The organism is Enterobacter sp. 148H3 (assembly GCF_034107425.1).
In the GTDB taxonomy this organism is placed as follows: domain Bacteria; phylum Pseudomonadota; class Gammaproteobacteria; order Enterobacterales; family Enterobacteriaceae; genus Enterobacter; species Enterobacter vonholyi.
On the sequence record NZ_JAWNEI010000004.1, the window covers coordinates 155,159 to 181,716 of the forward strand.

Here is a 26,558-nt window from a genome sequence, read left to right on the forward strand (position 1 = left end):
TAAAACCGGACCGATCATGATGCAGATAGCAAAATCATTTTTCTTACTTTTAGTTCTGGCGACGGCAGCACTCTTTATGCCGCACGCGAAAGCTTCTTGCCAATCGCCGAGCCTGCCCGCGCTGCTATCATTAACGTCGATTTCAGTCTCCACCAGCCTGCCCGTGGGTTCGACCATTCCGGGAACTGAACGCACTGTGCACATATCGGGAAACTGTTACTACGCGCCGGATGCGGGTCAGCCAATCATCGCGTGCTACAACGGCTTCGGCAAAGAGATCCCCGGGCTCCCTGGCGTCTATGAAACAGGCGTTGCTGGTATCGGCATCTCGCTAAGAAATGATAAAGGACAGCGCGTGACTGGCGCGGCGGACCAGATTTGTTCGGCGAACGTGCCCGTAGGCCAGGTGTCCGGTACGATAAACAGCGACTCAACCATCCCCTTTAGCTTTGACGTGATGCTGGAACTGGTAAAAACCAGCGAAACCGTGGCTTCAGGCGCACTGACGATGAGCAATACGCAATTCAACCTTGAAGTTGGACGCAATGAGGCCCTGGGTGACCCTAATACCCTCTCTTACTCAGGTAATGTTCAGGTAAAAGCAGTGACCTGTTCGGTGTCACCTAAATCCCTGACCGTAACGCTGGGTGATTTTCCGGTGAGCCGTTTTACCGGTCCGGGAACCCTGGTCTCACAGTCGGTATTCAATATCGGCATGCTCTGCGATCGGGATGTACAGCCGGAAATGATGATCACCAGTGCCAATGGCTATGAAACGAATTTTCCCGGCGTGATCAAATTAACGCCGGAAAGCGGCGTCGCCACCGGCGTGGGGGTGAGAATGCTCTTTAACGGTCAGATACCTGTTTTCGGGCAATATATGAATACCTTTACCGCCTATGCCAATGTCCAGTCGCAATATCCCTTCAGCGTCACTTACGAACAAACCAGTTCGGAGGTGACGCCCGGAACGGCGAATGCCGTCGCAACCATTACGGTAGCCTACAAATGAAAACGTTAATAACCCTTTTACTGCTTGGAGTGGCCAGCCAGAGCCTGGCGGAAGAAATTCAACTCGATGTTCGCGGAAACATTTACGCCAACGCCTGCCAGGTGGACAGCGCCAGCCAGAACCTGACGGTCAATCTGGGCAACGCGAATACCGGCGATTTTAAGGATGTGGGCGATACCGGACAATGGAAATCATTCGACTTAACCCTGTCAAAATGCCCAACCACTTCCGTGCTGGCCACGGCCACCTTTCACGGTCAGCCAGACAGCCTTCATCCGACTAAATTCGCCAGCACCGGAACCGCGAAAGGACTGGCGCTGGAGCTTGCCGACCCGCAGGATCAGATCTCGCTTGCCCCGGACGCCAGCTTCAGCGTGCTGATCAACCAGAACAATCACACGGCGGATTTCCCGCTGGCCGCTCGCTATTACGCCACCTCATTGCCGGTCACGGCAGGAACGTTCAGCAGCGTGGTACAGGTAACCTTCATTTACCAGTAGGACTGCGCCCCTTAGCACGGATGCTTTTCTTGCGCCCGGCGGCTGGTTTTGCCGGGCGTTTTTTTATCTCGGGCACCTCCGGCTGTTCGATCGGGAAGATCGGCAGAGCGTTCAGTAGCCGTTGGCCGTAATTTTTGGTGAGCAGACGTTTGTCATAAATCACCACCTCCCCCCAGCAGCCGTGGCTACGAATCAAGCGACCGACCTGCTGAATCAGGTTAAACGATGCCGCAGGTAAACTCTGCACCTCAAACGGATAGCGGTTGAGGCTTTTCAGCCACTCCCCTTCGGTGATCACCACCGGGCTGTCGATAGGCGGGAAGGCGATTTTATGGATATGCACCTGCGTCAGGTAATCGCCCTTCAAATCCAGACCTTCCGCGAAGGACTGTAATCCCACCAGCACGCTGCGCTCGCCGTTATCAATGCGTTTGCGGTGCGTTTCCACCAGCCGGTAGCGCGGCTGATCGCCCTGGACCAGCAGCAATAAACGCAGATCGGTGACGTGCTCCAGGAAGCGCTGCATCGCGCGTCCGCTGGCAAACAGCACCAGCATGCCAGGGTATTTCCTGCTCTCAACCTGTTCGCGGAAGTAGGCCGCCATTTCCGCAATGTGCTGCTCTTCATTGTCGATGAGCGGCTCGAATTTCATGCGCGGGATCACCAGCTTACCCTGCTCGCAGTGGTTAAACGGCGAGTCCAGCGCGACAAAACGATCGCCCGCTTTCTCTTTCAGGCCGCTCATCTCCTGCAGCCGCGAGAAGCTGTTCAGGGAGCGCAGCGTGGCGGAGGTCACCACCACATGCGGCACGCTGCGCCAGATGAGCTTTTCCAGCTGATCGGCCACGCGGATGCCCACGCAGTGGAAAAAGAGATGCACCTGGCCGTCCCGCACTTCACGGGTGGCCCATTTGGTGACCGGCGCGCCCGACGCCTGCGCCATCGAGGCCAGCCGCCAGAGCTTGCTCTGCGCTTCGAACATCCCCAGCGCACGGTTCATTTGCAGAAGGATACGGTGCAGGCGAACAACGTCATGGGTGCCGGTTTTCTCGCTGAGATCGTTTAAGAACATCTCCGCCAGCCCGCGCAGCTTTTCGAGGTGCTTCGCCAGCTGCTGGCAGATCTCCATCACCTCGTCCGGCAGTTCGCCCATAGCAAAGCGGTGTTCGGCCTCCTGGGTTGCCGGAAGATAAAGATTCAGGATGTTGTTCAGAGACGAGATAAGGCTGTATACCTCTTCACAGTGGTCGCTCAGACGCTCCGGTACCGCCAGCGGCGGCGTGGTTTTCGGGCGGAACTGCTCCATGCAGGTGGCGACAAGCTTGCAGAAGAGATCCAGCTGCAGGCGGAACCAGGGCGCGGTAATTTCCGCGCTCATCTCCAGCGCGTCGCGCGCCACGTCGGGCAGATGGTGTCCTTCGTCGAGCACCAGCAGCAGGTTTTTCGGCTCCGGCAGCACCGCTTCGCTCTCCAGCGCCGCCATCACCAGGGCGTGGTTAGCCACCACCACTTCGGCTTCCTGAATTTCGCGCCGCGCGACGAAGAACGGGCATTCGCGGTAGTAGTGACAGTTGCGGTTCAGACAGCTGGCTTTGTCGGTGCTGAGCCTGCGCCACAGATCGTCGCTGATGGCTTTATCGGTGTGATCGCGCAGGCCGTCCCACTTATAGCCATCAAGATCGCCTTTCAGCGTTGCGCAGAGCTCCTGCTCGGCTTTGTTGTTTGGCGTGAGATCGTCGTCGAGGAACGCCAACAAATCCTGTTGCGACGCCTCGCTGCTGGCAAGCCCTGCCAGATTACGCGGGCAGACGTAGCGCCCGCGGCCGAAGGCGGCCGTAAACCGCAGGTCGGGGATGATTTTGCGCAGCAGCGGTAAATCTTTACTAAAGATCTGGTCCTGCAAGGCCACGTTGGCGGTGCTGACCACCAGCGTTTTGTCCTCCTCCCGCGCGATGGCGATGCCGGGAATGAGATACGACAGGGTTTTCCCGACGCCGGTCGGGGCTTCAATCGCCAGATGTCGCCCGTCGTCCCCGGCGAGCGTTTTTGCCACGTCAGCAATCATCTGCCGCTGCGGCGCTCGGGGGATAAAGTCGGGGATCTGCTGTTGTAGCGCCTTATACCATGCGCCAATTTGCGCCTTGAGCGCCGCGGTTAAAGCCATCGGAAAACCTGAAACACTGTATAAACAGCCACTATTGTGGCACTTTCTCTTCTCTGCCGCAAAAAGAAAAGCCCGGCTTTACGACCGGGCTTCCATATTACTGCGGGTTAGCAGGTTTACGCGGGCGGCGTCGACGCTGCCCTTCCCCTGCCGGCTTGCCTTCGCCGCTGCGCCACGGGTTTTCGCCGGCCGGTTTGCCGTCGTTGCTACGACGCGGCGGTTTGCCGGATGACTTCGGCGCGCCACCTTCGGCACGACGCGGCTGCTGGCCGCGACCTCCGCAGCCCTGACCGCGACCGCCCTGACGACCGTTCTGAATCGGCTCGGCTTTGATTGACGGGTCCACTTCATAGCCCGGGGTTTCGATGCGCGGGATCTCTTTCTTCAGCAGGCGTTCGATGTCACGCAGCAGCTTGTGCTCGTCCACGCAAACCAGAGAGAGCGCTTCACCGGTGGCCGCCGCACGGCCGGTACGGCCGATACGGTGCACGTAATCTTCCGGCACGTTTGGCAGCTCGTAGTTCACCACGTGCGGCAGCTCTTCAATGTCGAGGCCACGGGCAGCGATGTCGGTGGCCACCAGCACGCGGATGTCGCCGGACTTGAAGTCCGCCAGCGCACGGGTACGCGCGCCCTGGCTCTTGTTACCGTGGATCGCCGCACTGCGGATGCCGTCTTTGTTCAGCTGTTCAGCCAGGTGGTTGGCACCGTGCTTGGTGCGGGTAAAGACCAGCACCTGCTGCCAGTTACCCTGGCCTATCATCTGGGAGAGCAGTTCCCGCTTGCGCTTTTTATCCACAAAGTGAACGTGCTGCGTCACCTGCTCGGAGGCGGTGTTGCGGCGCGCCACTTCCACTTCCAGCGGGTTATGCAGCAGCTTTTCCGCCAGCGCCTTGATCTCGTCGGAGAAGGTGGCGGAGAAGAGCAGGTTCTGACGACGCGCAGGCAGCTTGGCCAGCACGCGACGAATATCATGGATGAAGCCCATGTCGAGCATGCGGTCGGCTTCGTCCAGCACCAGAATTTCAATGCTATCGAGCTTCACCGCGTTCTGGTGTTCGAGATCAAGCAGACGGCCCGGCGTTGCTATGAGCACGTCCACGCCGCCGCGCAGCTTCATCATCTGCGGGTTGATGCTGACGCCACCGAAAACCACCAGCGAGCGAATGTTGAGATAGCGGCTATAGTCACGCACGTTCTCGCCAATCTGCGCGGCCAGCTCGCGGGTTGGGGTGAGGATCAGGGCACGAACCGGACGACGGCCTTTGGCGTGCGGCTGATTTTTTACCAGCAGCTCTAACAGCGGCAGGGTAAAGCCCGCGGTTTTACCGGTGCCGGTCTGGGCGCTGGCCATCAGGTCACGTCCCTGAAGAACGGCGGGGATCGCCTGCTGCTGGATTGGGGTTGGCTCAACGTAGCCCTGCTCTGCGATCGCGCGCAGAATTTCCGGGTTCAGGCCAAGGGAATCAAAAGACATAAAAACTCCGAACCGCCCCGACCATCACAGGTGTAGTTTTCAGGGAGATATAACAATTGAGAGGACAAAAACCACAATGTCGCGAAGGAGCGGAGTGTAGCAGCTTTTGTGACGTGGCGCATAAAATATCCCTCCGCATTCCCTCGACCTTAGCGGGAATCAGGCATAATCTTAATCAATCGATTGATTAATTCTTAATGCCGCCATGAATACCACACCCACAACAACCAAAGGTGAACAGGCCAAAAACCAGCTTATCGCCGCCGCGCTGGCGCAGTTTGGTGAGTACGGCCTGCATGCAACCACACGCGATATCGCGGCGTTGGCCGGGCAGAACATTGCGGCTATTACCTACTATTTTGGTTCAAAAGAAGATTTATATCTCGCCTGCGCCGAGTGGATTGCCGATTTTATCGGCACGCAGTTTCACCCACACGTAGAGGAAGCCACCGCGCTGCTCGGCCAGCCCTCGCCCGATCGCGAGGCCATCCGCCAGCTGATCCTCAAAGCCTGCCACAACATGATCCGCCTGCTGACGCACGACGATACGCTCAACCTGAGCAAGTTTATCTCCCGCGAGCAGCTCTCCCCCACTGCCGCCTACCAGCGGGTACACGATCGGGTCATTGCTCCGATGCATACCCACCTGACCCGGCTGATCGCCGCCTATACCGGGCGGGACGCCAGTGATACCGAGACAATTTTGCATACCCACGCACTGCTGGGTGAAATTCTGGCCTTCCGTCTGGGCAGGGAAACCATCCTGTTACGCACCGGCTGGACACAATTTGATGAGGATAAAGCCGCGCAGATAGGCGAGGTGATCGCCTGTCATCTCGATCTGATCCTGCAAGGCTTAACGCAAAGGAGCCCGAAGTCATGAAAAAACCTGTCGCCATCATTCTGGTGGTCGTTGTTTTGCTTGCCGCAGGCGTCGGTGGATGGCTGTGGTATCAAGGCCATCAGGATAAAGGCCTGACGCTGTACGGTAACGTGGATATTCGCACGGTGAACATGAGCTTCCGCGTAGGCGGTCGTCTCGCCTCGCTGAACGTGGACGAAGGCGATGCCATTAAAAGCGGGCAGACGCTGGGGATGCTGGACAAAGCGCCCTATGAGAATGCGCTGCTGCAGGCCAAAGCAGGCGTGTCCGTCGCCCAGGCACAGTATGACCTGATGCTGGCAGGCTATCGCGACGAAGAGATTGCCCAGGCCGCCGCCGCCGTTAAGCAGGCGCAAGCCGCCTATGACTACGCGCAAAACTTCTACGCGCGCCAGCAGGGGCTGTGGAAAAGCCGCACCATTTCCGCCAACGATCTGGAAAATGCGCGCTCGTCCCGCGACCAGGCGCAGGCAACGCTAAAATCCGCGCAGGATAAGTTAAGCCAGTACCACACCGGTAACCGCCCGCAGGATATCGCCCAGGCGAAAGCCAGCCTTGAACAGGCGCAGGCGCAGCTGGCGCAGGCAGAGCTCGATCTGCACGACACCACCTTAATCGCACCGTCTGACGGTACGCTGATGACCCGCGCCGTGGAGCCGGGCAGCATGCTCAGCGCGGGCAGCACCGTCTTAACGCTCTCCCTGACCCGCCCGGTCTGGGTCCGCGCCTATATTGATGAACCGAATCTCGGCCAGATGCAGCCGGGCCGCGAGCTGCTGCTCTATACCGACGGTCGCCCGGACAAGCCGTATCACGGCAAAGTGGGCTTTGTCTCCCCTACCGCCGAATTCACGCCGAAAACCGTTGAAACACCGGACCTGCGTACCGACCTGGTGTATCGCCTGCGCATCATCGTGACCGATGCAGACGACGCGCTGCGCCAGGGCATGCCCGTCACCGTAAAAATTGACAACGGGGAACGACATGAATGACGCGGTTATTCAGCTCAACAATCTGGTTAAACGCTTCGCGGGAATGGACAAACCGGCCGTCGCGCCGCTGAACTGCACTATCCGGAAAGGCTATGTGACCGGGCTGGTCGGCCCGGACGGCGCGGGGAAAACCACGCTGATGCGGATGCTGGCGGGACTGCTGAAGCCGGATGAAGGCTCGGCCAGCGTGCTGGGCCTGGATCCGATTAAAGACGACGGCGCGCTCCACGCCATGCTCGGCTATATGCCGCAGAAGTTTGGCCTGTATGAAGATCTGACGGTGATTGAAAACCTGAACCTGTACGCCGACCTGCGCAGCGTCACCGGCGAAACCCGGGAGAAAACCTTCGCCCGCCTGCTGGAGTTTACCTCCCTCGGCCCGTTCACCGACCGGCTGGCGGGCAAGCTCTCCGGTGGGATGAAGCAGAAGCTGGGGCTTGCCTGCACGCTGGTCGGCGAGCCAAAGGTGCTGCTGCTGGATGAACCCGGCGTCGGCGTGGACCCGATTTCGCGACGAGAACTGTGGCAGATGGTGCACGAGCTGGCGGGTGACGGGATGCTGATCCTCTGGAGCACCTCCTACCTCGACGAAGCGGAGCAGTGCCGTGACGTGCTGCTGATGAACGAAGGCGAACTGCTTTATCAGGGCGAGCCTACGACGCTGACGCAGAGCATGTCCGGGCGCAGCTTCCTGCTACACAGCCCGCAGGAGTCCAACCGCAGGCTGCTGCAGCGGGTGCTCAAACTGCCGCAGGTCAGCGACGGGATGATTCAGGGCCGCTCGGTACGGGTGATCCTCAAAAAAGAGACCACAGTCGACGATATTCGCCATGCGCCCGGCATGCCGACGATAGAGATGGAAGAGACCGCGCCGCGCTTTGAGGACGCGTTTATCGACCTGCTGGGCGGCGCGGGCACGTCAGAATCGCCGCTTGGGGCGATTCTGCACACGGTGGAAGGCACGCCGGGCGAAACGGTGATCGAAGCCAAATCCCTCACCAAAAAGTTCGGGGATTTCGCCGCCACCGATAACGTGAATTTTGCCGTGAAGCGCGGCGAGATTTTTGGTCTGCTCGGGCCGAACGGTGCGGGAAAATCGACCACATTTAAGATGATGTGCGGCCTGCTGGTGCCGACGTCCGGCAAGGCGCTGGTGCTGGACATGGACCTGAAGGTCAGCTCCGGCAAGGCGCGCCAGCACCTGGGCTACATGGCGCAGAAATTCTCCCTGTATGGCAACCTGACGGTCGAGCAGAATCTGCGCTTTTTCTCCGGCGTGTATGGCCTGCGCGGGCGGGCGCAGAACGACAAAATCCGCCGCATGAGCGATGCCTTCGGGTTAACGAACATTGCTTCACACGCCACCGACGAGCTGCCGCTCGGCTTTAAGCAGCGGCTGGCGCTGGCCTGCTCGCTGATGCACGAGCCGGATATTCTGTTTCTGGATGAACCCACGTCTGGCGTTGATCCCATTACCCGCCGCGAGTTCTGGCTGCATATCAACAGCATGGTGGAAAAAGGCGTGACCGTGATGGTGACCACCCACTTCATGGACGAGGCGGAGTACTGCGACCGCATCGGGCTGGTGTATCGCGGCAAGCTGATTGCCCACGGCACGCCGGACGACCTGAAAAACCAGGCCGCCGACGATGAGGTACCGGACCCGACCATGGAGCAGGCGTTTATCACCCTCATCCACGACTGGGATAAGGAGAATGCCCATGCGCAGTAAGGCCATTTCCTGGCGCAGGGTGCGCGCGCTGTGCATTAAAGAGACGCGGCAGATCGTGCGTGACCCCAGCAGTTGGCTGATTGCGGTAGTGATCCCCCTGCTGCTGCTGTTTATCTTTGGCTACGGCATTAACCTGGATTCCAGCAAGCTGCGGGTCGGGATTTTGCTGGAGCAGCAGAGCAAAGAGGCGCTGGACTTTACCCACGCCATGACCGGTTCGCCCTACATTGACGCCACCATCAGCGACAATCGTCAGGAACTGATCCAGAAGATGCAGGCCGGGAAGATTCGCGGTCTGATCGTCATTCCGGTGGATTTTGCCGCCAACATGGCGCGGGCAAATACCGATGCGCCGATCCAGGTGATTACCGACGGCAGCGAGCCAAACACCGCGAACTTCGTGCAGGGCTACGCGGAGGGGATCTGGCAGCTGTGGCAAATGCAGCGGGCGAAAGATCGGGGTGAAGAATTTAAACCGCTGATCGACGTACAGACCCGCTACTGGTTTAACCCCGCAGCCATCAGCCAGCACTTTATTATTCCGGGCGCGGTGACGATTATCATGACGGTGATTGGCGCGATCCTAACCTCGCTGGTGATCGCCCGCGAGTGGGAGCGCGGCACCATGGAGGCGCTGCTTTCAACCGAAGTGACGCGCGTCGAGCTGCTGCTGTGCAAACTTATTCCCTACTACTTCCTCGGCATGCTGGCGATGCTGCTCTGCATGCTGGTGTCCGTCTTTATCCTCGGCGTGCCGTATCGCGGCTCGCTGGTGGTGCTGTTCTTTATCACCAGCCTGTTTTTACTCAGCACGCTTGGCATGGGGTTACTCATCTCCACCATCACCCGCAACCAGTTTAACGCCGCGCAGGTGGCGCTGAACGCCGCTTTCCTGCCGTCAATAATGCTCTCAGGGTTTATCTTCCAGATAGACAGTATGCCTGCCGTCATCCGCGCCGTGACCTATATTATCCCGGCGCGCTACTTCGTGAGCACGCTGCAAAGCCTGTTCCTGGCGGGGAATATTCCGGTAGTGCTGATTATCAACACGCTGTTTTTAATGGCGTCGGCGGTGATGTTTATCGGTTTGACGTGGATGAAAACCAAACGGCGGTTAGATTAAGGAGTGCGCATGTTTCACCGTTTATGGACGTTAATACGCAAAGAGCTGCAATCCCTGCTGCGCGAGCCGCAAACCCGCGCCATTCTGGTGTTGCCGGTGCTGATCCAGGTATTACTGTTCCCGTTTGCCGCCACGCTGGAGGTGACCAACGCCACCATTGCCATTTACAACGAAGACAACGGCAAACACTCCGTCGAGCTAACGCAGCGCTTTGCGCGTGCGAAAGCCTTTACCCACATCCTGCTGCTGAAAAGCCCGCAGGAGATCCAGCCCACCATCGACACGCAAAAAGCGCTGCTGCTGGTGCGGTTCCCGGCGGATTTTTCCCGTAATCTGGATACCTTCCAGACTGCGCCGATGCAGCTGATCCTCGACGGGCGTAACTCCAACAGCGCCCAGATAGCCGCCAACTATCTGCAGCAGGTGGTGAAGGATTACCAGCAGGAGCTGATGGACGGCAAACCGAAGCCCAACAACAGCGAGCTGGTGGTGCGCAACTGGTATAACCCGAATCTGGACTACAAGTGGTTCGTGGTGCCGTCGCTGATCGCCATGATCACCACCATCGGGGTAATGATTGTGACCTCTCTCTCCGTCGCCCGCGAGCGTGAACAGGGCACGCTGGATCAGCTGCTGGTCTCCCCGCTCGCCACCTGGCAAATTTTCGTCGGCAAAGCGGTGCCGGCGCTGATCGTCGCGACGTTCCAGGCCACCATCGTGCTGGGAGTTGGTATTTGGGCCTATCAGATCCCGTTCGCAGGTTCGCTGGCGCTGTTTTACTTCACGATGGTGATTTACGGGCTGTCGCTGGTGGGGTTTGGGCTGCTGATCTCGGCGCTCTGCTCGACGCAGCAGCAGGCGTTTATCGGGGTATTCGTCTTTATGATGCCCGCGATTTTGCTCTCGGGCTATGTTTCTCCCGTCGAGAACATGCCGGTATGGCTACAGGATCTGACGTGGGTAAATCCGATTCGACACTTTACGGACATCACCAAGCAAATCTATCTGAAGGATGCGAGTCTGGATATCGTCTGGGGAAGTTTGTGGCCGCTACTGGTCATCGCGGCCACGACGGGCTCAGTGGCGTACGCGATGTTTAGACGCAACATTGCGTAGCTTTTTCTCTTTGGTCAGCAACGAGACCACCGCGGGCCCTGCGAGGATTGCCAGACCCGCCAGGGCCAGCAGCAGGTTGTTTTGCAGCACGCGTGACAGCAGCCACAGAACAATCATCGCCGCACCAAAGTACCAGGTGGTGGTGAGCTCTTCGAGCACGTCACCCACCTCGCGCCAGCGCGCTTCATGGTGTCGCTGTAAGAACAGCATCGATAGCACGGTGACGCCGTAAAGGACGCATAGCCCCAGGCCAACGCGCACCAGCGTGCCGCTCATCCAGCCCATCACCAGTACGGCCACGACCAGTAAATGCAACATTATCTGCCAGCAACTCAGGCCAGTTGCGACACGAACACGTTGTTGCCACTTCATGGCTTCTCTCCTGAAGGATTTTTCTCTGCTTAATCAGACTACCGCACTTTACGGAAAATTCCGTAACGCCGCATCTTTTTGTGACGCCGACTACACTTTATTTTCATTGGGATAGTCACTCAGGAAGGAGCTTATGACGAAAAAAATGCAGCATTTCTCGCTTAAGGTGCTGACGATAAACATTCATAAGGGCTTCACAGCATTTAACCGCCGCTTCATTTTACCGGAGCTGCGCGACGCGGTGCGCACCGTCAGCGCGGATATTGTCTGCCTGCAGGAGGTGATGGGCGCACATGAAGTGCATCCGCTTCACTTTGAGAACTGGCCCGACACGCCGCACTATGAATTTCTGGCCGACACCATGTGGAGTGATTACGCCTACGGCCGCAACGCGGTCTATCCGGAAGGGCATCACGGCAACGCGGTGCTGTCGCGTTATCCCATTGAACATTATGAAAACCGCGACGTTTCCGTCGGGGAGAGCGAAAAACGCGGCCTGCTCTACTGCCGCATTACCCCGCCCGACCTTGAGCTGCCCATCCACGTGGGCTGTGTTCATCTTGGCCTGCGCGAAGCCCATCGTCAGGCGCAGCTGAAAATGCTGGCCGAATGGACCAATGCGCTTCCCGAAGGTGAACCGGTGGTGGTCGCGGGCGACTTCAACGACTGGCGACAGCGGGCAAACCATCCGCTGAAGGTGGAGGCCGGACTGGAGGAGATTTTTACGCGCGCCAACGGCAGGCCTGCGCGCACGTTTCCGGTCCGTTTCCCGCTGCTGCGGCTTGACCGCATCTATGTGAAAAATGCCCACGCCAGCAGCCCAACCGCCCTGGCGCTACTCAACTGGCGGCATCTTTCCGACCATGCGCCGCTCAGCGCGGAGATCCACCTATGAAATGTTCCTGGCAGGAAGGCAACCGGATCACGCTGCTGGTCAACGGGGACGAGTATTACCCGGCCGTGTTTAAGGCGATTGATAACGCTCAGCAGAAGGTGATCCTCGAAACCTTTATCTGGTTCGAAGACAACGTCGGCAAGCAGCTGCACAGCGTGCTGCTGCGCGCCGCCCAGCGCGGCGTCAAAATTGAAGTGCTGCTGGATGGCTATGGCTCGCCGGACCTCAGCGATGCGTTCGTCAACGAACTGACCACCGCGGGGGTGGTGTTCCGCTACTACGATCCCGGCCCTCGCCTTTTCGGCATGCGGACCAACCTTTTCCGCAGGATGCACCGCAAAATTGTGGTGGTGGATGAGACGGTGGCGTTTGTCGGCGGCATTAACTACTCCGCGGAGCATATGTCCGACTACGGCCCGGAAGCGAAGCAGGATTACGCCATTCGCATTGAAGGCCCGGTAGTGCAGGACATTTTGCTGTTTGAGCTGGAGAACCTGCCGGGGAAAGAGGCCGTTCGCCGCTGGTGGCGACGACGTCATCGCCCGGAAGAGAACCGAAAGCCCGGCGAAGCGCAGGCCCTTTTCGTCTGGCGTGATAACGGCGAGCACCGGGACGATATCGAACGTCATTATCTCAAGATGCTCGCCAACGCGAAGCGCGAAGTGATTATTGCTAACGCCTACTTTTTCCCCGGCTATCGCCTGCTGCACGCCATGCGCAATGCGGCCAGGCGCGGGGTACGCGTGAAGCTGATTGTGCAGGGCGAACCGGATATGCCGATCGTCAAAGTCGGGGCGCGGCTGCTTTATAACTATCTGGTGAAGGGCGGCGTACAGATCTACGAATACCGCCGTCGGCCGCTGCACGGCAAAGTCGCGCTGATGGACGATCACTGGGCCACCGTGGGCTCCAGTAACCTCGATCCGCTGAGCCTGTCGCTGAATCTTGAAGCCAACCTGATCATTCACGATCGTCAGTTTAATCAGACCCTGCGGGATAACCTGCAGGCGCTAATCGTCAATGACTGCGTGCGTGTGGATGAGTCCATGGTTCCCAAACGCACCTGGTGGAACCTGGGCATCAGCGTGGTGGTGTTCCACTTTCTGCGGCATTTCCCGGCGATGGTCGGCTGGCTGCCGGCGCATACGCCGAAGCTGGCGCAGGTGGACCCGCCGGTACAACCCGAAATGGAAACCCAGGACCGCATAGAAGCGGAAGACGGAGGCAAACCCTGATGTCGAAATCGCATCCACGCTGGCGGCTGGCAAAAAAGATCCTGACATGGCTGTTTTTTATTGCGGTCGCGGTTCTGCTGGTGGTCTACGCGCAGAAAGTTGACTGGGAAGAGGTGTGGAAGGTTATCCGCAACTATAACCGGATGGTGCTGCTGGGCGCGACGGGGCTGGTTATCGTAAGCTACCTGATGTACGGCTGCTATGACCTGCTGGGTCGCGCCTACTGCGGCCACAAGCTGGCCAAACGTCAGGTGATGCTGGTGTCGTTTATCTGCTACGCCTTTAACCTGACGCTGAGCACCTGGGTCGGGGGGATTGGCATGCGCTATCGCCTCTACTCGCGGCTCGGCCTGCCGGGCGGGACCATCACGCGCATTTTCTCGTTAAGCATCACCACCAACTGGCTGGGCTATATTCTGCTCGGCGGGGTGATCTTCACCATCGGCGTGGTGCAGCTACCCGCGCACTGGTATATCGATGAGGCCACGCTGCGCATTCTGGGCATCGTACTCCTGCTGATTATCGCCGTTTATCTGTGGGCCTGCGCGTTTGCTAAACGCCGCCATATGACCATCAAGGGGCAAAAGCTGGTGCTGCCCTCGTGGAAGTTTGCGGTGCTGCAGATGGCGGTCTCCAGCGCCAACTGGATGGCGATGGGGGCCATTATCTGGCTGCTAATCGGCGAGGACGTGAACTACTTCTTCGTGCTGGGCGTGCTGCTGGTGAGCAGCATTGCCGGGGTGATTGTGCATATTCCGGCGGGGATCGGCGTGCTGGAAGCGGTGTTTATTGCCCTGCTAGCTGGGGAGCATGTCTCTCAGGGCACGATTATCGCGGCCCTGCTGGCGTACCGGATGCTGTATTACTTCCTGCCGCTGGCGCTGGCAACGGTCTGCTATCTGGTGCTGGAGAGCCGGGCGAAGAAGTTACGGGCGAAGAACGAGAAGGCGCTGGCGAAATAAAAGCAAAACGGCAACCTTGTTGCCGTTTTTAGTGTTTGTTCCCTCTCCCGTGGGAGAGGGTCAGGGTGAGGGCACCAGACAGCACCGCCACCCGGCAAAGCAATCTTAACGACGGTTGCCAAGAATTCGCAGCAGCATCAGGAACAGGTTGATGAAGTCCAGATAGAGCGTCAGTGCGCCCAGAATCGAGTATTTGCGCAGGTTGGAACTGTCGCGCACGTCGATCTGCTCACCGATGTTTTTCAGCTTCTGGGTGTCATAGGCCGTTAACCCCACGAAGAGCACCACCCCGATATAGGTCACAGCCCACATCAGCGCGTCGCTCTTCAGCCACAGGTTCACCAGCGACGCCAGCACAATCCCGATCAGCCCCATAAACAGCATGCTGCCGAAGCCGCTCAGATCGCGCTTCGTGGTGTAACCGTACAGGCTCATCGCACCAAACATCCCGCCGGTCACCACGAAGGTGCTGGCGATGGATGAATAGGTGTAAACGATGAAAATGCTGGAAAGCGTCAGGCCCGTTAGCGCCGAATAGAGCATAAACAGGGTCGTTGCCATGCCGGCACTCAGCTTGTGCACCAGACCAGAAAGCACAAACACCAGCGCCAGCTGCGCGATAATCAGCCCAAAGAAGGTGATTTTGCTGGAGAAGATAAACATCATCAGCTCCGGCGTGTTCGCTGCATACCACGCGATAAACGCGGTAAGCAGCAGGCCAACAGTCATCCAGCCATACACCTGAGCCATATACGTCTGCAGGCCGCTACGGGTCTGCTGTACTATTGAATCGGAACGCGGAAATCGGTCCATGATTCACTCCTGATTAAGATTAAGTAGACACACTCGTTAAGAGTAACACATCCACGTAAACCAACTACCAACGGCTGGCGGCCTGCTTATCGCTGTCGCGAGATTCTACCCAGCGATCCCCTTCCGGCGTGGCTTCGCGCTTCCAGAATGGAGCTTTGGTTTTGAGGAAATCCATAATGAACTCCCCTGCCGCAAACGCGCTGCCTCGGTGGGCGCTGGTAACGCCGACGAAGACAATCTCCTCGCCGGGCCACATCTCGCCGATGCGGTGAATAACCGTGACTCGCCCGAGCGGCCAGCGGCCTCGCGCCTCGTCGACAATCTCCGCCAGCGATTTCTCGGTCATCCCCGGATAGTGCTCCAGCGTCAGTGCCTTCACGCTGTCGCCGAGGTTGTGGTTGCGCACCTTGCCGGTAAAGGTCACGACCGCGCCGTCTTCATCGCGTTCCGCCAGCCAGCCGTATTCGGTCCCGACGTTAAAACGCTCATGACTCACCAGAATTCGGGTTTCAGCCATCTTAGCCCCCTGTCACCGGCGGGAAGAAGGCCACTTCATCCCCTGCGTTCAGCGGATGGGTGAATTCCACCAGCGTCTGGTTAACGGCGGCCAGCAGCTTGCCTTCGTCGAGCGCCAGCGCCCAGCGGTCGCTTTGTGCCGCCAGATGCGCGCGCAGGGCAGCGACGTTATCAAAAGACGCATCCAGCGTCAGGCTATCGGTATTCACCAGCTCGCGCACCTGCGCAAAAAAGAGCACTTTAATCATGGCTGTCCACCTTAAAATCACCGGATTTGCCGCCGCTTTTCGCCAGCAGACGCACCGGGCCAATCACCATATCTTTCTGCACCGCTTTGCACATGTCGTAGATGGTCAGCGCGGCAACGGAGGCCGCCGTCAGCGCCTCCATCTCCACGCCGGTTTTACCGGTTAAGCGGCAGAGTGACTCAATGCGCACGCGATTATGCTCCGGCTGCGCCTGCAGGTTCACTTCCACCTTGCTCAGCATCAGCGGATGGCACAGCGGAATGAGATCCCAGGTGCGTTTCGCGGCCTGAATTCCCGCGATGCGCGCGGTGGCAAAGACATCACCTTTGTGATGGCTGCCGTCGATAATCATCGTCAGGGTTTCCGGCAACATAGTGACGAACGCTTCTGCGCGCGCCTCGCGCACCGTTTCGGCTTTGGCGGAGACGTCAACCATATGCGCTTCACCGGCGGCGTTAATGTGGGTCAGTTGTGACATAGCTTATTTCTTTAAATGGGGATGGAAATTACACGGACGGGTACGGGCATCCAGCTGCGGGGCGATGATGTTTTCCCACGCGGTGCGGCAGGCTTTGGTCGAGCCCGGCATGGCGAAAATCAGGGTTTTGTTAGCCACCCCGGCAACGGCGCGCGACTGAAGCGTGGAGGTACCAATCTCTTCAAAGGAGAGCATGCGGAACACTTCACCGAAGCCTTCCACCTCGCGGTCGAACAGCGGGATTAGCGCTTCGGGGGCCTGATCGCCTGCGGTAAAGCCGGTGCCGCCGGTGATCAGCACCACCTGAACTTCATCGCTGGCGATCCACTGAGAGACCTGCGCGCGAATGGCGTAGCGGTTCTCCTTCACGATCGCTTTATCAACGATGCTATGCCCCGCGTCATGGGCCGCATCGCGCAGCCAGTGGCCGGAGGTATCATCCTCTTCGCCACGGCGGTCGGAAACGGTAAGAATAGCAATGCGTGTCGGGATAAATTCTGCGCTTACCTGACTCATCTTCTGATTCCTTCTTAAGCCTGATTACCCGCCGATGTAGGACAGGTTCTGAGTAATACCGGTATTGCCCTGATGCAGGAAGTGGGTCTGTTTTTTATGCGTCAGCGCTTCAGAAATGCGTGCTTCAAGCGCGTCCTGCTGCGCATCGTCTTCAAGCAGATCGCGAAGGTCCACGCCGCCGTCGCCGAACAGGCAGAGATGGAGCTTGCCCACGGAGGAGACGCGCAGGCGGTTGCAGCTGGCACAGAAGTCTTTCTCGTAAGGCATGATAAGCCCAATTTCGCCTTCGTAATCAGGATGGCAGAAGACCTGCGCCGGACCGTCGCTGCGCTGGCGGATCTGGTGGATCCAGCCGCGTTTCAGCAGCTCGTCGCGCAGCACCATGCCGGAGATGTGATGGCGGCGAAACAGCTCGCTGCCCTCGCCGGTTTCCATTAGCTCAATAAAACGCAGTTGAATGGGACGGGATTGGATCCACGCCAGGAAAGTATCGAGCTGGTGATGGTTTACATCACGCATCAGCACCGTGTTGACTTTGACTTTTTCGAAGCCGGCCGCAAATGCCGCATCGATACCGTCCATGACCTGCTGGAATTTATCCTGGCCGGTGATGGCGTGGAACTGACGGGCATCCAGACTGTCCACGCTGACGTTAATGGCGGTTAGGCCCGCATCGCGCCAGGTGGCCACGTCGCGCGCCATACGGTAACCGTTGGTGGTCACCGCAATCTGGCGGATACGTTCGTTTTCACGCACGGCGGCAATGATGTCGGGGAAATCGCGGCGCAGCGAGGGTTCACCGCCGGTAAGGCGAACTTTTTCGGTGCCGAGCTCAGAGAAGGCGCGCGTGACGCGACGCACTTCATCCACGGAGAGAAAGCCGTTATTGGTAACGCTGCCCGGTTTATAGCCGTCGGGCAGGCAGTAAGTGCAACGGAAGTTGCACACATCGGTAATCGACAGACGTAAGTAATAAAACTTACGCGCGAAAGCATCAGTAAGTTGTGAAGCCATGTACACCTTTCCAGATCGGGAGGCACAGTCATTTCTTTCTGTACCCTGGTGGCAAATTCGCCACGGCCAGAGCGCCATATCTTTCGACACAGGCACAAGGGCTAGAGTGTATGTTTTCATTTTTGAAAACGTGGTTAGGGCGATAGTAGCGCGGAAATTCTCACGGCGCCATTGTCGCTTTTCGCTATATAATTATGTATATAGCGAATCAATCCTGCATTTTCGCTACAGAATACCTAAAAACCGCATTTTCACATTGATATACGTCATTTTGTATCGGGTGAGGCATCGTCTTTTAGGGGTAGTTAGGTTACTGTTACGCGATCGAACGTGATAAGGAATACGTATGCGCAATCGCACTTTTGCGGATCTTGACCGAGTGGTCGCTCTTGGCGGAGGACACGGCTTAGGCCGGGTTATGTCCTCTTTGTCGTCGCTCGGCTCAAGGCTGACAGGGATAGTGACTACCACCGATAACGGCGGCTCAACCGGGCGCATTCGTCGTGCCGAAGGCGGCATTGCCTGGGGAGATATGCGCAACTGCCTGAACCAGTTAATTACCGAGCCGAGCGTCGCATCGGCGATGTTCGAGTACCGTTTTGGCGGAAATGGCGAACTTTCCGGGCATAACCTCGGAAATCTGATGTTAAAGGCATTGGATCACCTGAGCGTACGGCCTCTGGAAGCCATCAACTTGATCCGTAATCTGCTGAAAGTGGACGCATTCCTGATCCCCATGTCTGAACAACCGGTTGACTTGATGGCAATCGACGCCGAAGGGCATGAAGTTTACGGCGAGGTGAATATCGACCAGCTCATCCTGCCGCCAGCGGAGTTGATGACCTATCCGAGCGTGCCCGCCACGCGAGAAGCGGTGGAGGCCATCGGGGAAGCGGATCTTATCCTGATCGGTCCGGGAAGTTTTTACACCAGCCTGATGCCCATTCTGCTGGTGAAAGAGCTGGCGCAGGCGCTGCGCCGCACCCCAGCGCCAATGGTTTACATCGGTAACCTCGGGCGAGAGCTGAGCCCGGCAGCCGCAAGCCTGTCGCTGGCGGATAAACTCAATTTGATGGAGCATTACGTCGGTAAGAAGATCATTGACGGCGTGGTGGTTGGGCCGAAGGTAGATGTGTCCGGCATCGGCGATCGTGTGGTGATTCAGGAGCCGCTGGAGGCCTCAGACATCAAGTATCGCCATGACCGCCATCTGCTGCGCGAGGCGCTGGAGAAGGCGATTCAGGCGCTGGGCTGACAAAAAATCCCGGTGGCGCTGCGCTTAGCGGAGCGACAAAAGGCGCGAATCCCGCAGGCCCGGTAAGCGCAGCGCCACCGGGCAAAACTAACCTATGATGCCGCGATAAACAGATCCCGCAGCTGATGAAGCTGGTCGCGGATCTGCGCCGCCTCTTCGAACTCCAGGTTCTGCGCGTGCTGCATCATCTGCCCTTCCAGCTCGTGGATTTTCTGCTGCAGCGCTTTCGGCGTCAGCACGACGGTATCTTCTTCCACCACTGAACGCGCCTTGCCGCGGCCTTTCGCTTTGGTTTTGGCAATGTTCTGACCCAGCGCCAGAATATCCACCACCTTCTTGTTCAGCCCCTGCGGCGTAATGCCGTGTTCTTCGTTGTAGCGCTGCTGTTTCTCGCGGCGTCGTTCCGTCTCGCCAATCGCTTTCGCCATCGACGGGGTAATTTTGTCACCGTACAGAATCGCTTTACCGTTGACGTTACGCGCGGCGCGGCCAATAGTCTGGATCAGCGAACGCTCGGAACGCAGGAAACCCTCTTTGTCCGCATCCAGAATCGCCACCAGCGAGACTTCCGGCATGTCCAGACCTTCTCGCAGCAGGTTGATCCCCACCAGCACGTCAAACTCGCCCAGACGCAGATCGCGGATAATCTCCATGCGCTCCACGGTGTCGATATCCGAATGCAGATAACGCACCTTCTCGCCGTGCTCTTCGAGATACTCGGTGAGGTCTTCCGCCATACGCTTGGTGAGCGTGGTCACCAGCACGCGCTCGTTAATGGCGGAACGGGCGCGGATCTCAGAGAGCAGGTCGTCCACCTGCGTCGCCACCGGACGCACCTCGATAATCGGGTCCAGCAATCCAGTCGGACGCACCACCTGGTCCACCACTTCATCGCCGGATTTTTCCAGCTCGTAGTTGCCCGGCGTGGCCGAGACGTAGATGGTTTGCGGCGCCAGCGCCTCAAATTCTTCAAACTTCATCGGACGGTTATCCAGCGCTGACGGCAGGCGGAAACCGTACTCCACCAGCGTCTCTTTACGCGCCCGGTCGCCGCGGTACATCCCGCCGATCTGCGGGATCGTGACGTGGGATTCGTCGATCACCAGCAAACCGTCGGCCGGAAGGTAATCAAACAGCGTCGGCGGCGGCTCGCCGGGCCCGCGCCCGGAGAGGAAGCGCGAGTAGTTTTCGATGCCGGAGCAGTAGCCCAGCTCGTTCATCATCTCAAGATCAAACTGGGTACGCTGGCTCAGGCGCTGCTCTTCGAGCAGCTTATTGTTCGCCAGCAGAACCTTACGGCGTTCCGCCAGCTCCACTTTGATCTCTTCCATCGCCTGTACGATACGCTCGCGCGGCGTCACGTAGTGCGTTTTCGGGTAGATAGTGAAGCGCTGGATCACTGACTCAACGTGTCCGGTCAGCGGGTCGAAGAGCGACAGGCGCTCGACCTCCTCGTCAAACAGCTCGACGCGCAGCGCCATATCGTCCGATTCTGCCGGGAAGATGTCGATCACTTCGCCGCGCACGCGGAAGGTGCCGCGCTGGAAGGCCTGATCGTTGCGGGTGTACTGCAGCTCCGCCAGACGACGCAAAATCGCACGCTGGTCGATGATCATCCCCTGCGTCAGGTGCAGCATCATCTTGAGATAGAGATCCGGATCGCCAAGACCGTAGATCGCGGAAACCGAGGCGACGACCACCACATCACGACGCTCAAGAAGCGCCTTTGTGGCCGACAGTCGCATCTGCTCGATGTGTTCGTTCACCGAGGCATCCTTCTCGATGAAGGTGTCAGAGCTCGGCACATAGGCTTCAGGCTGGTAGTAATCGTAGTAGGAGACGAAATACTCCACCGCGTTTTCCGGGAAGAACTCTTTCATTTCGCCGTATAGCTGCGCCGCCAGGGTTTTATTGGGTGCCAGCACCATCGTTGGGCGCTGGAGATCCGCAATCACGTTGGCGATGGTGAACGTTTTACCCGAGCCGGTTACCCCCAGCAGCGTCTGGTGCGCCAGCCCATCTTCCAGCCCCTCTTCCAGACGACGGATCGCCTCAGGCTGATCGCCTGATGGACGGAAAGCAGAATTCAATTTGAACGGTTTACTCATGGGCGACAACCTGATGACGTTATAAGCGGCAGGTGTGTAATTTTACTCCTTGTTGCCAGGAATGCCAGTAAAAAACACTGGATGAAAAACCAGTGGCATGTCAGGATATTTATCATAGCGCCTGAATGATTAGCGCGATAGCGGCCAAAATTTGGACAGTGGCAACATAAAACACCAGTCAGGTCAGGTTATCCCCAGAACTTTTTCTTTTTTAACATTTGTCAAGCCAGGTAATGATAGTTTTGTGGCAAGGGGTGACACTTTCATGACGGGAATTGCTTTTATTTAAGCAATTAAAAAATAAACGATATTTTCTAAAGCCGCGTTTCGCGTCAATTTGGGCGAAAGCCGCGTCTTCTCTCGCTTATCGCGTGTTTTCTAACTCTAATGCACATGGTTATCCACAGGAATAGTGGATAACTGCTTCCAGCCCATACAGACTGGCGCTCTGCAAATTCCCGGATTTTCCCACGAGACGGCGACAAAAAATTTTTATAGCTATTTTTTGCTGATTAACAGTTGCGTCATTCATAACCAACCGATGGGATCTTGCTCACATTTTCATCATTTCGGGTTCTGCACCACAACTCATCACCGGCGGCACCGTCAATGTGCAATCCGGTTTTTTATAAACCGCTTTCCGGTGACTTATTCCTAAAAAAGTCGCTTTTTTAATCACTTTCCGCTTTATGGCAGGGGTTTTGCAGAATCAACAGCGAGCCTCACCTACACACATTTTTAAGGAGAGAAAGATGTTGAGTCTGCGTGCTGTGAATCAGTTTTACGGAAGTCAACATACGCTATGGAATGTGGATTTAGATTTTCCGCAAGGGATGTGTACAGGCGTCGTTGGCCTGCCGGGCATGGGGAAAACCACCCTAATGAATTGCATCGCCGGGAAGGTGCCTGTCGAAAGCGGCAGCATCATCTGGTATGAGGCGGGCGCGCCGCCGCGTGATTTGCTAAACCCGCCGCCAGAACAGCGTTCCGGGCCGGAAATTGGCTATGTCTCGCAGGACAGGCGGATCTTCTCCCAGCTAACGATTGAGGAGAACCTGCATATCGCCATGCGCGCGACGGGGAAACCTAACCCGAACGCAAAAAATGACGTTTACGACCTGTTTCCGGCGCTCTATGGGGTGCGACAGACCCGTGCCAACACGCTCTCTCCGGACGACCAGTATCAGCTGGCGCTGGCTAATGCGCTGGTGAACCGTCCTCCCCTGCTGATCCTCGATGAGCCCCTGCACGGCGCAGGACACAGCTTCGCCCAGAAGCTGGGGCAGCTTCTGGTGCGCTTAAATCGGGAGTTAGGTATGACGGTGCTGTTAGCGGAGCAGCAGCTGTCGTTTATCCGCCGGGTGGCTGACCGTTTCTGTATGCTCTATCGCGGGCGTAACGTGGCGCAGGGCCACGTTAACGAACTGGATGACGAGCTTATCGCGCACTGGATGTCGCGGGAAGCAAGACGCTGAGATCGAGATAACGCCCGGTTTCGATATTTTCCGCGCCGTCAGCAAGCCAGGGGATCTCCCCGAGGCACGGCGCGGGAAGGACGCGCCTGAGCGTCGCCAGATACTCCTGATGGCGTTTACCCGGCGCAACAACGTCGTTGGCTATCCAGCCCGCCAGACGCAGTCCGGCCTGCTGTACGGCCTGCGCGGTCAACATGGCGTGATTGATGCAGCCCAGCTTGACGCCGACGACCAGAATGACCGGAAGCTGCTCGGACTTCACCCAGTCGGCAAACGTCTGCGTGTCCGAAAGCGGCGTAAACCAGCCGCCAGCCCCTTCAACCAGCACCCAGTCGGCCTGATTATCCAGCGTCCGCAATCCGGCGGACAGCACGGCGAAATCAATAGGACGACCTTCATCGGCGCTGATAATGTGCGGCGAGGTCGGCTCGGCAAAAGTGTACGGATTCACCGCGGAATAGGCGAGTTCAAGGGTGCTGTTACGCTGGAGCGCCAGCGCGTCGGTGTTGCGTAACCCTTCCGCCGTCATCTCGCTGCCGGACGCCACTGGCTTATATCCGGCGGTGTTTTTCCCGAGCAGCCGTGCCGCCTGCAGCAGCGCCGAGCTGGCCACCGTTTTACCCACTTCTGTGTCCGTGCCGGTGACAAAATAACGTTCAGTCACGTTCGATAATCCCATGAAAAAGTTGATAGGAGAGCGGGAATTGCCCCCGCTGCTGCGGCCAGGCCAGCTCAAGGCGCTGCAGCTGACCGCGGGTGAGCGGTTTTTTCTCGCGTCCGGTATGCAGGTGCGTGGCGCCTATGCCCTTCAGCGAACGCATGGCGCTGAACGCATCGCTAAAATTGAGCGTGATGGTCTGCACCACGCTGCGTGAGCGCCAGCCTGCCAGCGCCTGCGTCACCTGCTCATGTGATAAAAAGCGGTTAGCGTGCGGCTGTTCATCGACTGCCTGCCAGGCCTGATTCAGCTCCGGCAGCGAACTTTCCAGCAAGGTGGTAAACGCCACCTTCCCGCCCGGTCGCGCGACGCGATAAAGCTCGCGCAAGGCCTGCGGCAGGCTGCTGCACCACTGAACCGCCAGATGGCTCCAGACCAGATCAAACTGCGCGTCCGCCAGCGGGATCGCCTCGATATCGGCCAGCAGATAGCGATGCGCCGCCTGCTGCTGGCGCGCCTCTTCAAGCATCTGGGCTGAAAGATCGATAGCCGTCACCTGGCTTCCCGCCCCGCGCCAGTAGCGGCTGTTGCTGCCGGGACCACAGCCGGCGTCCAGCACCTGTGGAAAACGGTTCTCGCCAAGCGCGGCCAGAAGCCCCTGCGCGCTCAGACGCTGCAGCTCATCATGCTGCGAATAGCTCTGCGCGGCGCGGCCAAATGCCGCCGCGATGGCCTGCTTATTCACCGGCATCATGGAGCGCCTCCAGCAACGTCTGGATATCCTGTCGTTCATGCGCCGCCGTCAGGGTTAAGCGCAGACGCGCCGTGCCGGGTGGGACGGTTGGCGGTCGGATGGCGGTAACCCACATGCCGCGCTGGCGCAGCGCCTGTGCCAGCGCCAGCGCGCGGCCGTTTTCTCCGACAATCACCGGCTGGATAGCGCTCTGCGAATCGGGGCTGTGGAAGGGCAGCGCCGCTAATCCCTGACGGAAGCGGGCAACATGCTCTGCCAGCCGCTGGCGACGTTCATCCCCTTCCGCGCTGCGTATCACAGCCAGCGACGCAGACAGCGCAACGGCCTGCGCCGGGGGCATGCTGGTGCTGTAAATCAAATGCCGGGCAAACTGCAGCAGATAGTCTGCGACGGATTCGCTGCACAGCACGGCGGCGCCGCTAACGCCAAAGCCCTTGCCAAAGGTGACAATCAGCAGTTCAGGCTTCACGTTTTGCTGATACGCGCTTCCGCGCCCTTCGTCGCCCATCACGCCAGTGCCGTGGGCATCGTCCACCAGCAGCCAGGCATTCTGTCGCTTTGCGGCCTCGTGCAGCGCGGCAAGCGGCGCGCTGTCGCCGTCCATGCTGAACACTCCTTCGGTGACAGCCAGCTGTTGTCCTTCGCAGGGTTTATCCAGCAGCGCTGCGAGCTGTCCCGCATCGTTATGGGCAAAACGCCGCAGCTGAGCCGGGCTTAAATTTGCAGCCTCCAGCAGCGAGGCGTGGCTCAGGCGGTCGGCGACAATGCGGTCCTCTTTTTCCATCAGGGCGGTAATAATCGCCTGATTGGCGGCAAAGCCGGAGATAAACAGCAGCGCGCGCGGGTAGCCCAGCCAGTCGGCAAGCTCCTCTTCCAGCGCATGATGCGCCGTAGTGTACCCGCTGACGTGCCCCGATCCGCCGCTGCCCACGCCAAATCGCTCCGCGCCCTGCTGCCAGGCGCGGATGATGGCCGGATGCTGGCTCAGCCCGAGATAATCGTTGCTTGAGAAATTACAAAACTGCCGCCCCTCGCGGGTAAGAAAACGGCCCGCGCCGTTTTCCACCACCCTGCGAACGCGAAATGCCTCTGCCGCCCGACGGTCGTCGAGCGCAGAGTTGATACGTGCCTGCCAGGTCATACGGCTGCCGCGTTGTAGAACTGTTCGGTGTCGGCGTTGAAAATCTGCTGCTCCAGCTGCTGCTGTTGCTCGTTATCGCCCGTCAGCACTTCGGTCTGATGCGGGTTCAACCCCAGCTTGCGGAACAGCTGAACGTCTTTATCCTCTTCCGGGTTCGGCGTGGTCAGCAGCTTGCAGCCGTAGAAGATGGAGTTGGCTCCGGCCATAAAGCACATCGCCTGGGTCTGCTCGTTCATCTGCTCGCGACCCGCTGAGAGGCGAACGTAAGACGTTGGCATCATGATACGCGCCACCGCGATGGTACGGATAAAATCAAACGCATCCACGTCGTCGTTGTCCGCCAGCGGCGTGCCCTTGACCTTCACCAGCATGTTGATCGGCACGCTTTCCGGCGGGGTCGGCAGGTTCGCCAGCTGCAGCAGCAGGCCCGCGCGGTCTTTCACGGTTTCTCCTAAGCCCACGATGCCGCCGGAGCAGACCTTAATCCCCGCGTCACGCACTTTATCCAGCGTATCCAGACGCTCCTGGTAGGTACGCGTGGTGATGATGTTGCCGTAAAATTCCGGCGAGGTGTCGAGGTTGTGGTTGTAGTAATCCAGCCCCGCCGCCGAGAGGCGCTGCGCCTGCTCCTCGTTGAGCGTACCCAGGGTCATGCAGGCTTCGAGACCCATCTCCTTCACGCCCTTCACCATCTGCTCCAGATACGGCATGTCGCGATCGTGCGGGTTCTTCCACGCCGCGCCCATGCAGAAGCGGGTCGAGCCGGCGTTTTTCGCCTTGCGCGCGGAGTCAAGGACCTGTTCGACCTCCATCAGGCGCTCTGACTCCAGGCCGGTTTTGTAGCGCGCGCTCTGCGGGCAATATTTGCAGTCTTCGGGGCAGGCGCCGGTCTTGATCGACAGCAGCGTGCTGACCTGAACATGGCGAGGATCGAAATGCTGACGATGCACCTGTTGGGCTTCGAACATCAGCTCAAGGAAAGGTTTGTTGAATAATTCAGTAACTTGCGACATCGTCCAGCGTGCGTGGTGAGCCATCGGGCTTCTCCAAAGGGTTTTGTTAATTTTCGGTTCGGTTTATACTCGTAAACCTAAAACTTTTCAAAATGGTTTACAAGTC

At 58.4% G+C, this 26,558-nt stretch carries 26 protein-coding genes and 1 riboswitch; of the genes, 12 read left to right on the plus strand and 14 right to left on the minus strand.

Features of this window, described 5'->3' with window-relative positions; translation table 11 throughout:
• The first annotated feature begins 19 nt into the window (after positions 1-19).
• Together USH94_RS07385 and USH94_RS07390 are read left to right on the plus strand one after the other, a co-directional pair.
• A complete protein-coding gene (locus tag USH94_RS07385) occupies positions 20-1,012 on the plus strand; it encodes a fimbrial protein (RefSeq protein WP_111963926.1) in 993 nt (330 codons plus the stop codon).
• Positions 1,009-1,512, plus strand: a complete 504-nt coding sequence (locus USH94_RS07390) for a fimbrial protein (protein ID WP_111963831.1) — start codon at positions 1,009-1,011, stop codon at positions 1,510-1,512. The genes USH94_RS07385 and USH94_RS07390 overlap by 4 nt, the downstream gene beginning before the upstream one ends.
• Here the strand turns inward: USH94_RS07390 and dinG are convergent.
• Positions 1,499-3,676 carry an ATP-dependent DNA helicase DinG gene (gene dinG, locus USH94_RS07395; protein ID WP_111963830.1) on the minus strand — a complete coding sequence of 726 codons (2,178 nt, stop codon included), beginning with the start codon at positions 3,674-3,676 and terminating at the stop codon, positions 1,499-1,501. The genes USH94_RS07390 and dinG overlap by 14 nt on opposite strands.
• A 97-nt stretch (positions 3,677-3,773) precedes the next feature.
• The gene (gene rhlE / locus USH94_RS07400; protein WP_111963829.1) at positions 3,774-5,153 is read right to left on the minus strand and encodes an ATP-dependent RNA helicase RhlE; all 1,380 of its coding nucleotides are present in this window, start codon (positions 5,151-5,153) and stop codon (positions 3,774-3,776) included.
• Positions 5,154-5,358: 205 nt separating this feature from the next.
• Here rhlE and cecR point away from each other — a divergent pair, with 205 nt between their 5' ends.
• The 5 genes from cecR to USH94_RS07425 are packed head-to-tail and all read left to right on the plus strand — an operon-like array spanning position 5,359 to position 10,999.
• On the plus strand, positions 5,359-6,036 hold the full coding sequence (cecR, locus tag USH94_RS07405) for a transcriptional regulator CecR (protein WP_111963828.1): 678 nt from the start codon (positions 5,359-5,361) through the stop codon (positions 6,034-6,036).
• Positions 6,033-7,028, plus strand: coding sequence for a secretion protein HlyD (gene hlyD, locus USH94_RS07410; RefSeq protein WP_111963827.1), 996 nt, complete (start codon positions 6,033-6,035; stop codon positions 7,026-7,028). Before cecR ends, hlyD begins: the two co-directional genes overlap by 4 nt.
• Complete coding sequence (locus USH94_RS07415; RefSeq protein ID WP_111963826.1) at positions 7,021-8,760, plus strand: ATP-binding cassette domain-containing protein; 1,740 nt, start codon at positions 7,021-7,023, stop codon at positions 8,758-8,760. The genes hlyD and USH94_RS07415 overlap by 8 nt, the downstream gene beginning before the upstream one ends.
• Positions 8,750-9,883 carry an ABC transporter permease gene (locus USH94_RS07420; protein ID WP_111963825.1) on the plus strand — a complete coding sequence of 378 codons (1,134 nt, stop codon included), beginning with the start codon at positions 8,750-8,752 and terminating at the stop codon, positions 9,881-9,883. The genes USH94_RS07415 and USH94_RS07420 overlap by 11 nt, the downstream gene beginning before the upstream one ends.
• Positions 9,884-9,892: 9 nt before the next feature.
• Positions 9,893-10,999 carry an ABC transporter permease gene (locus tag USH94_RS07425; RefSeq protein WP_039261395.1) on the plus strand — a complete coding sequence of 369 codons (1,107 nt, stop codon included), beginning with the start codon at positions 9,893-9,895 and terminating at the stop codon, positions 10,997-10,999.
• Here the strand turns inward: USH94_RS07425 and USH94_RS07430 are convergent.
• Positions 10,961-11,371 carry a YbhQ family protein gene (locus tag USH94_RS07430; RefSeq protein WP_014883088.1) on the minus strand — a complete coding sequence of 137 codons (411 nt, stop codon included), beginning with the start codon at positions 11,369-11,371 and terminating at the stop codon, positions 10,961-10,963. The two genes, USH94_RS07425 and USH94_RS07430, sit on opposite strands and share 39 nt — an antisense overlap.
• A gap of 133 nt (positions 11,372-11,504) precedes the next feature.
• Between USH94_RS07430 and USH94_RS07435 the strand changes: the two genes are divergently transcribed.
• The 3 genes from USH94_RS07435 to USH94_RS07445 are packed head-to-tail and all read left to right on the plus strand — an operon-like array spanning position 11,505 to position 14,463.
• A complete protein-coding gene (locus tag USH94_RS07435) occupies positions 11,505-12,266 on the plus strand; it encodes an endonuclease/exonuclease/phosphatase family protein (protein WP_111963824.1) in 762 nt (253 codons plus the stop codon).
• Entirely contained in the window at positions 12,263-13,501 is a 1,239-nt protein-coding gene (gene clsB, locus USH94_RS07440; protein WP_111963823.1) for a cardiolipin synthase ClsB, read from the plus strand. Before USH94_RS07435 ends, clsB begins: the two co-directional genes overlap by 4 nt.
• A complete protein-coding gene (locus USH94_RS07445) occupies positions 13,501-14,463 on the plus strand; it encodes a lysylphosphatidylglycerol synthase transmembrane domain-containing protein (protein WP_111963822.1) in 963 nt (320 codons plus the stop codon). Before clsB ends, USH94_RS07445 begins: the two co-directional genes overlap by 1 nt.
• A gap of 105 nt (positions 14,464-14,568) precedes the next feature.
• Here the strand turns inward: USH94_RS07445 and USH94_RS07450 are convergent, their stop codons facing one another.
• The 6 genes from USH94_RS07450 to moaA form a co-directional block, all read right to left on the minus strand.
• Positions 14,569-15,276: a Bax inhibitor-1 family protein gene (locus tag USH94_RS07450; RefSeq protein ID WP_008501145.1), complete on the minus strand. Its 708-nt coding sequence runs from the start codon at positions 15,274-15,276 to the stop codon at positions 14,569-14,571.
• Positions 15,277-15,340: 64 nt separating this feature from the next.
• A complete protein-coding gene (gene moaE / locus USH94_RS07455; RefSeq protein WP_111963821.1) occupies positions 15,341-15,793 on the minus strand; it encodes a molybdopterin synthase catalytic subunit MoaE in 453 nt (150 codons plus the stop codon).
• 1 nt (position 15,794) lies between these two features.
• Positions 15,795-16,040, minus strand: a complete 246-nt coding sequence (moaD, locus tag USH94_RS07460; RefSeq protein ID WP_111963820.1) for a molybdopterin synthase sulfur carrier subunit — start codon at positions 16,038-16,040, stop codon at positions 15,795-15,797.
• Entirely contained in the window at positions 16,033-16,518 is a 486-nt protein-coding gene (moaC, locus tag USH94_RS07465) for a cyclic pyranopterin monophosphate synthase MoaC (protein WP_111963819.1), read from the minus strand. The genes moaD and moaC overlap by 8 nt, the downstream gene beginning before the upstream one ends.
• Positions 16,519-16,521: 3 nt before the next feature.
• Positions 16,522-17,034, minus strand: a complete 513-nt coding sequence (gene moaB / locus USH94_RS07470) for a molybdenum cofactor biosynthesis protein B (RefSeq protein WP_111963818.1) — start codon at positions 17,032-17,034, stop codon at positions 16,522-16,524.
• Positions 17,035-17,058: 24 nt separating this feature from the next.
• Positions 17,059-18,048: a GTP 3',8-cyclase MoaA gene (gene moaA, locus USH94_RS07475; RefSeq protein WP_111963817.1), complete on the minus strand. Its 990-nt coding sequence runs from the start codon at positions 18,046-18,048 to the stop codon at positions 17,059-17,061.
• A riboswitch (molybdenum cofactor riboswitch) is annotated at positions 18,036-18,169 on the minus strand. Its footprint overlaps the gene before it by 13 nt.
• A gap of 225 nt (positions 18,170-18,394) precedes the next feature.
• Between moaA and yvcK the strand changes: the two genes are divergently transcribed.
• The gene (gene yvcK, locus USH94_RS07480) at positions 18,395-19,303 is read left to right on the plus strand and encodes a uridine diphosphate-N-acetylglucosamine-binding protein YvcK (RefSeq protein WP_111963816.1); all 909 of its coding nucleotides are present in this window, start codon (positions 18,395-18,397) and stop codon (positions 19,301-19,303) included.
• Positions 19,304-19,395: 92 nt separating this feature from the next.
• Here the strand turns inward: yvcK and uvrB are convergent, their stop codons facing one another.
• Entirely contained in the window at positions 19,396-21,411 is a 2,016-nt protein-coding gene (gene uvrB / locus USH94_RS07485; protein WP_008501138.1) for an excinuclease ABC subunit UvrB, read from the minus strand.
• Between the two features lie 752 nt (positions 21,412-22,163).
• On the opposite strand from uvrB, the gene USH94_RS07490 reads away from it, so the two are divergent.
• Entirely contained in the window at positions 22,164-22,886 is a 723-nt protein-coding gene (locus USH94_RS07490) for an ABC transporter ATP-binding protein (protein WP_111963815.1), read from the plus strand.
• Here the strand turns inward: USH94_RS07490 and bioD are convergent.
• Genes bioD through bioB form a run of 4 tightly spaced genes read right to left on the minus strand, consistent with a single transcriptional unit; the run spans position 22,849 to position 26,476 of the window.
• Entirely contained in the window at positions 22,849-23,550 is a 702-nt protein-coding gene (bioD, locus tag USH94_RS07495) for a dethiobiotin synthase (protein ID WP_111963814.1), read from the minus strand. The genes USH94_RS07490 and bioD overlap by 38 nt on opposite strands.
• Complete coding sequence (gene bioC / locus USH94_RS07500) at positions 23,543-24,298, minus strand: malonyl-ACP O-methyltransferase BioC (protein WP_111963813.1); 756 nt, start codon at positions 24,296-24,298, stop codon at positions 23,543-23,545. The genes bioD and bioC overlap by 8 nt, the downstream gene beginning before the upstream one ends.
• Positions 24,282-25,439, minus strand: a complete 1,158-nt coding sequence (bioF, locus tag USH94_RS07505) for an 8-amino-7-oxononanoate synthase (protein WP_111963812.1) — start codon at positions 25,437-25,439, stop codon at positions 24,282-24,284. The genes bioC and bioF overlap by 17 nt, the downstream gene beginning before the upstream one ends.
• Entirely contained in the window at positions 25,436-26,476 is a 1,041-nt protein-coding gene (gene bioB / locus USH94_RS07510) for a biotin synthase BioB (RefSeq protein ID WP_111963811.1), read from the minus strand. The genes bioF and bioB overlap by 4 nt, the downstream gene beginning before the upstream one ends.
• Positions 26,477-26,558 lie beyond the last annotated feature (82 nt).

Coding starts and splice junctions, on each gene's coding strand:
- USH94_RS07385 (WP_111963926.1), top strand. CDS start 20: ATGCAGATAGCAAAATCATTTTTCTTACTTTTAGTTCTGGCGACGGCA.
- USH94_RS07390 (WP_111963831.1), top strand. CDS start 1,009: ATGAAAACGTTAATAACCCTTTTACTGCTTGGAGTGGCCAGCCAGAGC.
- dinG (WP_111963830.1), bottom strand. CDS start 3,676: ATGGCTTTAACCGCGGCGCTCAAGGCGCAAATTGGCGCATGGTATAAG.
- rhlE (WP_111963829.1), bottom strand. CDS start 5,153: ATGTCTTTTGATTCCCTTGGCCTGAACCCGGAAATTCTGCGCGCGATC.
- cecR (WP_111963828.1), top strand. CDS start 5,359: ATGAATACCACACCCACAACAACCAAAGGTGAACAGGCCAAAAACCAG.
- hlyD (WP_111963827.1), top strand. CDS start 6,033: ATGAAAAAACCTGTCGCCATCATTCTGGTGGTCGTTGTTTTGCTTGCC.
- USH94_RS07415 (WP_111963826.1), top strand. CDS start 7,021: ATGAATGACGCGGTTATTCAGCTCAACAATCTGGTTAAACGCTTCGCG.
- USH94_RS07420 (WP_111963825.1), top strand. CDS start 8,750: ATGCGCAGTAAGGCCATTTCCTGGCGCAGGGTGCGCGCGCTGTGCATT.
- USH94_RS07425 (WP_039261395.1), top strand. CDS start 9,893: ATGTTTCACCGTTTATGGACGTTAATACGCAAAGAGCTGCAATCCCTG.
- USH94_RS07430 (WP_014883088.1), bottom strand. CDS start 11,371: ATGAAGTGGCAACAACGTGTTCGTGTCGCAACTGGCCTGAGTTGCTGG.
- USH94_RS07435 (WP_111963824.1), top strand. CDS start 11,505: ATGACGAAAAAAATGCAGCATTTCTCGCTTAAGGTGCTGACGATAAAC.
- clsB (WP_111963823.1), top strand. CDS start 12,263: ATGAAATGTTCCTGGCAGGAAGGCAACCGGATCACGCTGCTGGTCAAC.
- USH94_RS07445 (WP_111963822.1), top strand. CDS start 13,501: ATGTCGAAATCGCATCCACGCTGGCGGCTGGCAAAAAAGATCCTGACA.
- USH94_RS07450 (WP_008501145.1), bottom strand. CDS start 15,276: ATGGACCGATTTCCGCGTTCCGATTCAATAGTACAGCAGACCCGTAGC.
- moaE (WP_111963821.1), bottom strand. CDS start 15,793: ATGGCTGAAACCCGAATTCTGGTGAGTCATGAGCGTTTTAACGTCGGG.
- moaD (WP_111963820.1), bottom strand. CDS start 16,040: ATGATTAAAGTGCTCTTTTTTGCGCAGGTGCGCGAGCTGGTGAATACC.
- moaC (WP_111963819.1), bottom strand. CDS start 16,518: ATGTCACAACTGACCCACATTAACGCCGCCGGTGAAGCGCATATGGTT.
- moaB (WP_111963818.1), bottom strand. CDS start 17,034: ATGAGTCAGGTAAGCGCAGAATTTATCCCGACACGCATTGCTATTCTT.
- moaA (WP_111963817.1), bottom strand. CDS start 18,048: ATGGCTTCACAACTTACTGATGCTTTCGCGCGTAAGTTTTATTACTTA.
- yvcK (WP_111963816.1), top strand. CDS start 18,395: ATGCGCAATCGCACTTTTGCGGATCTTGACCGAGTGGTCGCTCTTGGC.
- uvrB (WP_008501138.1), bottom strand. CDS start 21,411: ATGAGTAAACCGTTCAAATTGAATTCTGCTTTCCGTCCATCAGGCGAT.
- USH94_RS07490 (WP_111963815.1), top strand. CDS start 22,164: ATGTTGAGTCTGCGTGCTGTGAATCAGTTTTACGGAAGTCAACATACG.
- bioC (WP_111963813.1), bottom strand. CDS start 24,298: ATGATGCCGGTGAATAAGCAGGCCATCGCGGCGGCATTTGGCCGCGCC.
- bioF (WP_111963812.1), bottom strand. CDS start 25,439: ATGACCTGGCAGGCACGTATCAACTCTGCGCTCGACGACCGTCGGGCG.
- bioB (WP_111963811.1), bottom strand. CDS start 26,476: ATGGCTCACCACGCACGCTGGACGATGTCGCAAGTTACTGAATTATTC.